The organism is Polaromonas sp. P1_G2 (assembly GCF_056405515.1).
The window spans coordinates 23,638-29,883 of sequence record NZ_JBFUBY010000069.1 but is presented as its reverse complement, the minus strand read 5'-3'; the positions used below and the strand labels follow the sequence as shown (position 1 = coordinate 29,883).

Sequence of the window (6,246 nt, the reverse complement as noted above, 5' to 3'; positions counted from 1 at the left end):
GAGGTAACCCTCAGATATGCCAATCCGCAGGCGTCCGCCAAGCCCTTGCGTGATGCCCAACTGCTCCCGCAGCGACCCATGCAATGAGAGGATTTCTCGTGCCCCTTGGAGCATGACTTCACCTTGAGGCGTCGGAGCCATTGATCGCGTATTGCGAGTTAGCAACTGACATCCCGCCTGGGCCTCAAGCCGCTTGATCTGAGCTGTTACGGCCGACTGAGTAAATCCAAGCCGGCTCCCGGCTGCGGTGAAGCTGCCCTCATCAATGATCGCTACAAATGTCCGCAGCAGTTCGGTTGAAAAGTTCTGCATTAACAAATTTTTGTGATTTCAAACATTATGACGATTAATTTTCATAATTAATCAATGCCACCTACCATCCCTTTGTTTTTTACTAACCGGAGCGAACGTATGAAGACTGTGCTGTACATTGAGGCCTCGCCTCGCAAACAAATCTCCGCGACAATTGAGGTGGCGCACGTATTTCTGGAAACCCTCAAACAACAGTTCCCAAGTGTTCGTGTTGACAAAATTGACTTATGGGACTTCGAACTCCCTGAATTTGATGGTGCTGCTTTGCACGCCAAATACGCTGGCCTGGAAGGCAACACACGCAGCGAGGAACAGCAGGCAGCATGGAACGGAATCACCGCACTTGGCGAAAGATTCAAAGCCGCAGACCTATTGATCTTTGCCGTCCCAATGTGGAATTTCGGCATTCCGTATAAATTGAAGCATCTCATCGATGTCGTCTCTCAAAAGGATGTCCTCTTTACATTTGATGAACGCGGGATGCTCGGAATGATGAACGACACCAGAGCCGTCTGCATTTACGGTCGCGGAATGGATTTCTCTGCCGAAGGTGCGACTCCGGCCGCGGTCTGGGACTTTCAAAAAGCCTACTTGGAAATTTGGCTCCGCTCCGTTGGTGTTACGAAAGTCGACAGCATAGTGATGGAAAAGACACTGTTCGGTACTGAGACCGATCGATTGGTCCGGGCCGGCGCTGCACAGGAAGCAAAGTTGCTTGCCATCACCCCGACGATAAAAGCGTGAGATTGCCGCGAGTCCTCCTAAATTTTCTTGCCTGTCGAGCTTTAACGCTCGTCGTCAGCTGACTCAATGGATCAAACTCCGCCCTTTCCCGAGGGCTGAGCTCCCGCCAGCAGAGATCGAGTTGGAGCCGGTAGTGCTGAAAATCCGTGGATGTTTTGCCCAAGTTTGTTGAATTCCGTCGAAATCTGACCCACTTATGGTGTGAACCGCTTGGCCTGAACCGTTGTGTTCTGCCGCTTTGCCGGCTGCAACCTCTGGTCCGGCCGCGAGCAGGACCGCGCGACCGCCGTCTGCCAGTTCTGCGACACCGACTTCGTGGGCACCGATGGCACGCTGGGCGGCAAGTTCCGGGGTGCCGACGCGCTGGCCGAGCGCATTGCCGCGCAGTGGCCGGCGGGCGACAGCGCGCACCGCTTTGTGGTGATGACGGGCGGTGAGCCGCTGCTGCAGGTCGATGCGGAACTGATCGCGGCCCTGCATGCGCGCGGCTTCCAGATCGCGGTCGAAACCAACGGCACGATCGCCGCGCCCGAGGGCATAGACTGGATTTGCGTGAGCCCCAAGGCCGGCGCGCCCTGGGTGCAGCGCGCGGGCCAGGAGCTCAAGGTGGTGTGGCCCCAGCCGAGCTTTGACCTGGCCGAGCTCGAGGCCGCCGACTTCACGCATCGCTACCTGCAGCCCATGGACAACCCGCAGCGCCAGCAGAATACCGAAACGTGCATACAGCTGTGCATGGCGCGCCCGGCCTGGCGGCTCAGCCTGCAGACCCACAAGATCACGGGCATCCGATGAAAAAGCTTCCCACGCCAGAACCCATGCGCTGCGAGATCAGCCAGACTTTTTACTTCGACGCGGCCCACACGCTCAAGCGCGCCATCGAGGCCGACAGCAGCAAGCGTGTGCACGGCCATACCTACAACGCCGAGGTGTTTGTGGCCGGCGAGCCCGACGCGGCCACCGGCATGGTGATGGACCTGGGCCTGGTGCGGCGCGAAATCGCCGCGCTGCGCGAGGAGCTGGACCACCATCTGCTCGACGGCGTCAAAGACCTGGGCCCGCCCACGCTCGAAAACCTTTGCCAGTTCATCTTTCGCAAGCTCGATGCGCGTTTGCCGGGGCTGACCTCGGTGCGCGTCTGGCGCGCCTCGCTGGGCGACGGCTGCCGCGTGAGCCGCTGATAAGCCTTATCGGTTTTTACATATCGCAAGGCTCACGGGCTGCGGTAACCTAGCACCCATGAAAGCCTACCGCGCCGCCCTGCTGTATTTCACCGGTCCCGCCCAGGCCGCCTACGAGGCCGACGGGCTGCTGGTAGTGGGACCCGACCCGCAAGGGCGCCAGGTGGTCCAGGCCGTGGGCAGCTATGAGGCGCTGGCTTCACGCTTTGCCGACCTGCCCACCGAACACCTGCCGGGCCGCATCATCGCGCCGGGTTTTGTGGACATGCACATCCACTACCCGCAGCTCGACGTGATCGGCTCACCGGCCGACGGCCTGCTGCCCTGGCTCGAGAACTACACCTTCCCCGAAGAAAGCCGCTTCTCGGCCACCGGGCACAGCGCGGAGGCCGCCGGTTTTTTCCTGGACGAGCTGCTGCGCAATGGCGTGACCACCGCGCTGGCCTTCGCCACCTCGCATCCCGAATCTGTCAATGCCCTGTTCACCGAAGCGCAAAACCGCAGCCTGCGCCTGATGACCGGCAAATGCCTGATGGACCAGAATTCGCCCGAGGGCGTGCGTGACGACACCGCGCAAAGCCTGGCCGATACCGAGGCCCTGATCCAGCGCTGGCACGGCGTGGACCGGCTCGGTTATGCGATCACGCCGCGTTTTGTGCCCAGCTGCAGCGAAGCCCAGCTGCGCGGCGCCGGCGAGCTGGCCGCCAAATACCCCGACGTGTGGATACAGTCGCACGTCGCCGAGAACAAGGACGAAATCGCCTGGGTGCGCCGGCTGTATCCGGAGGCCCGCAGCTACCTGAGCGTCTATGAACAGTTCGGCCTGCTGCGCCCGCGCGCCGTGTATGCGCATTGCATCCACATCGACGACGAAGACCGCGCGCTGATGCGCGCCACCGGCACGGCCGCGGCCGTCAGCCCGACCAGCAACCTGTTCCTGGGCAGCGGATTTTTTGACTACGAAGGCGCCGAGCGCGTGGGCTTTCCCTACGGCCTGGCCAGCGACGTGGGCGGCGGTACTTCCTTCAGCCCGTTTCACACGATGCTTGCGGCGTATTACGTGGGCCGAGAAGGGCAGACCAAGCCCGGCCTCTCGCTCACGCCCCAGCAGCTGTGGTGGCAGCACACCGCGGGCGCGGCGCGCGCGCTGGGGCTGGAAGGCGTAGTGGGCAATCTGCAGCCCGGCTGTGAAGCCGACTTCGTGGTGCTCAACCCGCAGGCCACGCCGCTGCTGGCGCGCAAGACCGCGCTGGCGGCCAATCTGGGCGAACTGCTGTTCGCGCTGATTGTGCTGGGGGATGACCGGGTGATAGAACGCACGGTGATTTCGCAGGCCCTGCCTTAGTGCTGGGCCGGCCGTTCAGGCCGTCACACTGCCCTGGTTCGGAATCCCCTCCATAGGTGCCTCATCCGTGCCAATCGTCGTCCGCGTAAACGACTCCACCTGTTTGCGCGCGGCCTCGGGGTCGCGCAGCCAGTCGGCGTAAAAGCTGAACGGGCAGGTGGGTGTTCCCTTGTCGCCGTCGCCGGAGTTGATCATGCCGGTGTAGCCGCGGTGCAGCAGCTTGAACAAGTGGTTCTCCGACTGGCCGTTGCGGCGGAAGTCGCGGATCAGGCTCTTGGACAGCGCCGCGTACTGCACGCCCATTTCCTCCTCGCCGCATTCGCCCAGCGTGCGGCCGTCAAAGCCTATCAGCGCCGAATGGCCGAAATAGGAATACACGCCGTCAAAACCCGAGGCGTTGGCCACCGCCACATAAGTGTTGTTGGCAAAGGCCATGGCCTTGGAAATCAAAATCTGCTGTTCCTTGGCCGGGTACATATAACCCTGGCAGCGCACGATGAGCTCGGCGCCCTTCATCGCGCAGTCGCGCCAGATCTCGGGGTAGTTGCCGTCGTCGCAGATGATCAGGCTGATCTTCATACCCTTGGGCCCGTCGCTCACATAGGTGCGGTCGCCGGGGTACCAGCCCTCGATCGGCACCCAGGGCATGATCTTGCGGTACTTCTGCACGATCTCGCCCTGGTCGTTCATCAGGATCAGCGTGTTGTAGGGCGCCTTGCGCGGGTGCTCTTCGTGCCGTTCCCCGGTCAGCGAGAACACGCCCCAGACCTTGGCGCGCCGGCAGGCGGCCGCGAAGATTTCGGTCTCAAAGCCCGGCACCGTGGCAGCGTTCTCATGCATCTCCTTGCTGTCGTACATGATGCCGTGAGTGCTGTACTCGGGGAAGATCACCAGGTCTAGGCCCGGCAGGCCCTTCTTCATGCCTTCGAGCATGCGCGCGATGTTGTTCGCGTTCTCCACCACCTCGGCTTTGGTGTGAAGCCTGGGCATCTTGTAGTTGACCACCGCCACGCCGACGGTGTCCTTGCTGCTTGAAATGTCGCCGTGAATCATGTCGTGCTCCTTGTGAAGAGTGGCTTTAGTGGCTGATCATCCAGGGGCGCTTGCTGGGAAAGGCCTTGTTGCCGTTGGGCGCGGTCAGCGTGGCGCCGCGTTTGCCGCTGGAGCAGCAACCGCAACCGGCCGGGTGTTTGAGCCGCGCGTAGTCACCGGATCGCTTGGGCTCATGCCGGGCGCGTTCATTGGTGTCCATGGCGCGGCGCGCACCGTCTTCCATCAAGGCCAGCGCGGGCGCGACGGACAAAATGCGCGCCGAGAGGCCACCGCAGCCAGGGCAGGCGGCCGCCTGGTTTCGCATGGAGACCGAGCGTAGCGCGTCGAAGCAGCCGCATTGCGGACAGTCGTAGTCGTAGGTAGGCATGGCGCTTCCTTTGTGTCTCAACGCAGGTCTGGCGACAGCGGCATGCTGATCTTGCCGTCGATGTGCTTGATAGGCCCGGAGGCGTTCGGGTTGATGTCGAAGTCGAAGATACCGGTCGGCAGCCACAGCGTGGCGCAGGAGTTCGGCACGTCGACCACGCCGCTGATGTGGCCCTGCACCGGCGCCGTGCCCAGGATGGAATAGGCCTGCGCGCCCGAGTAGCCGAACTTCTTCAGGTACTCGATGGCGTTCAGGCAGGCCTGGCGGTAGGCGACGTTCACGTCGAGGTAGTACTGCTTGCCGGCCTCGTCGACCGAGATGCCTTCAAAGATCAAATAGTCGTCGTAGCGCGGCGTGATGACGCTGGGCTTGAAGATGGGGTTCTTGATGCCGTACTTGGCCATGCCGCCCTTGATCAGCGTGACCTTCATGTGCACCCAGCCGGCCATCTCGATGGCGCCGCAGAAGGTGATTTCGCCGTCGCCCTGGCTGAAGTGCAGGTCGCCCACCGACAGGCCCGCGCCATCGACGTAGACCGGGAAGAASACCTTGGAGCCGCGTGACAAATCCTTGATGTCGCAGTTGCCGCCGTGTTCACGCGGCGGCACGGTGCGCGCGCCCTCGGCCGCGGCCTTGTCGCGCGCCGCGCCCGTCATCTTGCCCATGTGGGCGGTGCCGGCCGAAGGCGGGTTGGCCAGGCCGGTGCGCGTCGGGTCGCTGTCGATCAGCGCCTGTTCGCGCGTGTTCCACATCTCCAGCATGGCCTTGTCGGGCAGGCAGCCTATCAGGCCGGGGTGGATCAGGCCGGCGAAGTTCACGCCCGGCACGTGGCGCGAACTCGTGAACATGCCCTTGAAGTCCCAGATCGATTTCTGCGCTTCGGGGAAATGGTCGGTCAGGAAGCCGCCGCCGTTCTTCTTGCTGAAAAAGCCGTTGAAACCCCAGAGGCTGTCCTGCTTGGCGCCTATGTCCAGCAGGTCGACCACCAGCAGGTCGCCGGGCTCGGCGCCTTTGACGCCGACCGGGCCCGAGAGGTAGTGCACGGTGCTCAGGTCGATGTCGCGCACATCGTCGGCGCTGTCGTTGTTCTTGATGAAGCCGCCGGTCCAGTCGAAGGTTTCCAGGATGAAATCATCGCCCGGGTTGACCCAGCAGGCCATGGGGATGTCCGGGTGCCAGCGGTTGTGGATGTTTTCGTTGAGGGTGGGTGACTTCGTCAGGTCAACCTTGATCAGCGTGTCGGTCAT

Annotated in this window: 7 protein-coding genes and 1 pseudogene; 4 read left to right on the top strand and 4 right to left on the bottom strand. The window is 62.4% G+C overall.

Annotation, left to right across the window (positions count from 1 at the left end; all coding sequences use genetic code 11):
* Positions 1-312, bottom strand: a 312-nt coding sequence (locus AC1D0P_RS09675) for a LysR family transcriptional regulator (RefSeq protein WP_477676534.1), incomplete at its 3' end; no start/stop codon positions are given.
* 99 nt (positions 313-411) lie between these two features.
* Here AC1D0P_RS09675 and AC1D0P_RS09670 point away from each other — a divergent pair.
* The 4 genes and pseudogenes from AC1D0P_RS09670 to guaD all read left to right on the top strand — a co-directional run bounded on the left by AC1D0P_RS09670 (position 412) and on the right by guaD (position 3,579).
* Entirely contained in the window at positions 412-1,056 is a 645-nt protein-coding gene (locus AC1D0P_RS09670; RefSeq protein ID WP_477676533.1) for an FMN-dependent NADH-azoreductase, read from the top strand.
* A gap of 225 nt (positions 1,057-1,281) precedes the next feature.
* Positions 1,282-1,848, top strand: a pseudogene (gene queE, locus AC1D0P_RS09665) (7-carboxy-7-deazaguanine synthase); the annotation flags it as partial.
* Between the two features lie 23 nt (positions 1,849-1,871).
* A complete protein-coding gene (locus AC1D0P_RS09660) occupies positions 1,872-2,234 on the top strand; it encodes a 6-pyruvoyl trahydropterin synthase family protein (RefSeq protein WP_477676537.1) in 363 nt (120 codons plus the stop codon).
* 58 nt (positions 2,235-2,292) lie between these two features.
* On the top strand, positions 2,293-3,579 hold the full coding sequence (gene guaD, locus AC1D0P_RS09655; protein ID WP_477676532.1) for a guanine deaminase: 1,287 nt from the start codon (positions 2,293-2,295) through the stop codon (positions 3,577-3,579).
* Between the two features lie 15 nt (positions 3,580-3,594).
* Here the strand turns inward: guaD and AC1D0P_RS09650 are convergent, their stop codons facing one another.
* From AC1D0P_RS09650 to fmdA, 3 genes are read right to left on the bottom strand one after another with little or no spacing between them, the layout of a single operon-like run.
* Positions 3,595-4,632 (bottom strand): aliphatic amidase, encoded by a 1,038-nt coding sequence (locus tag AC1D0P_RS09650; RefSeq protein WP_477676531.1) that lies wholly within the window; start codon positions 4,630-4,632, stop codon positions 3,595-3,597.
* 25 nt (positions 4,633-4,657) lie between these two features.
* The gene (locus AC1D0P_RS09645; RefSeq protein ID WP_477676530.1) at positions 4,658-4,999 is read right to left on the bottom strand and encodes a zinc ribbon domain-containing protein; all 342 of its coding nucleotides are present in this window, start codon (positions 4,997-4,999) and stop codon (positions 4,658-4,660) included.
* Positions 5,000-5,016: 17 nt separating this feature from the next.
* Entirely contained in the window at positions 5,017-6,246 is a 1,230-nt protein-coding gene (gene fmdA / locus AC1D0P_RS09640; RefSeq protein ID WP_477676529.1) for a formamidase, read from the bottom strand.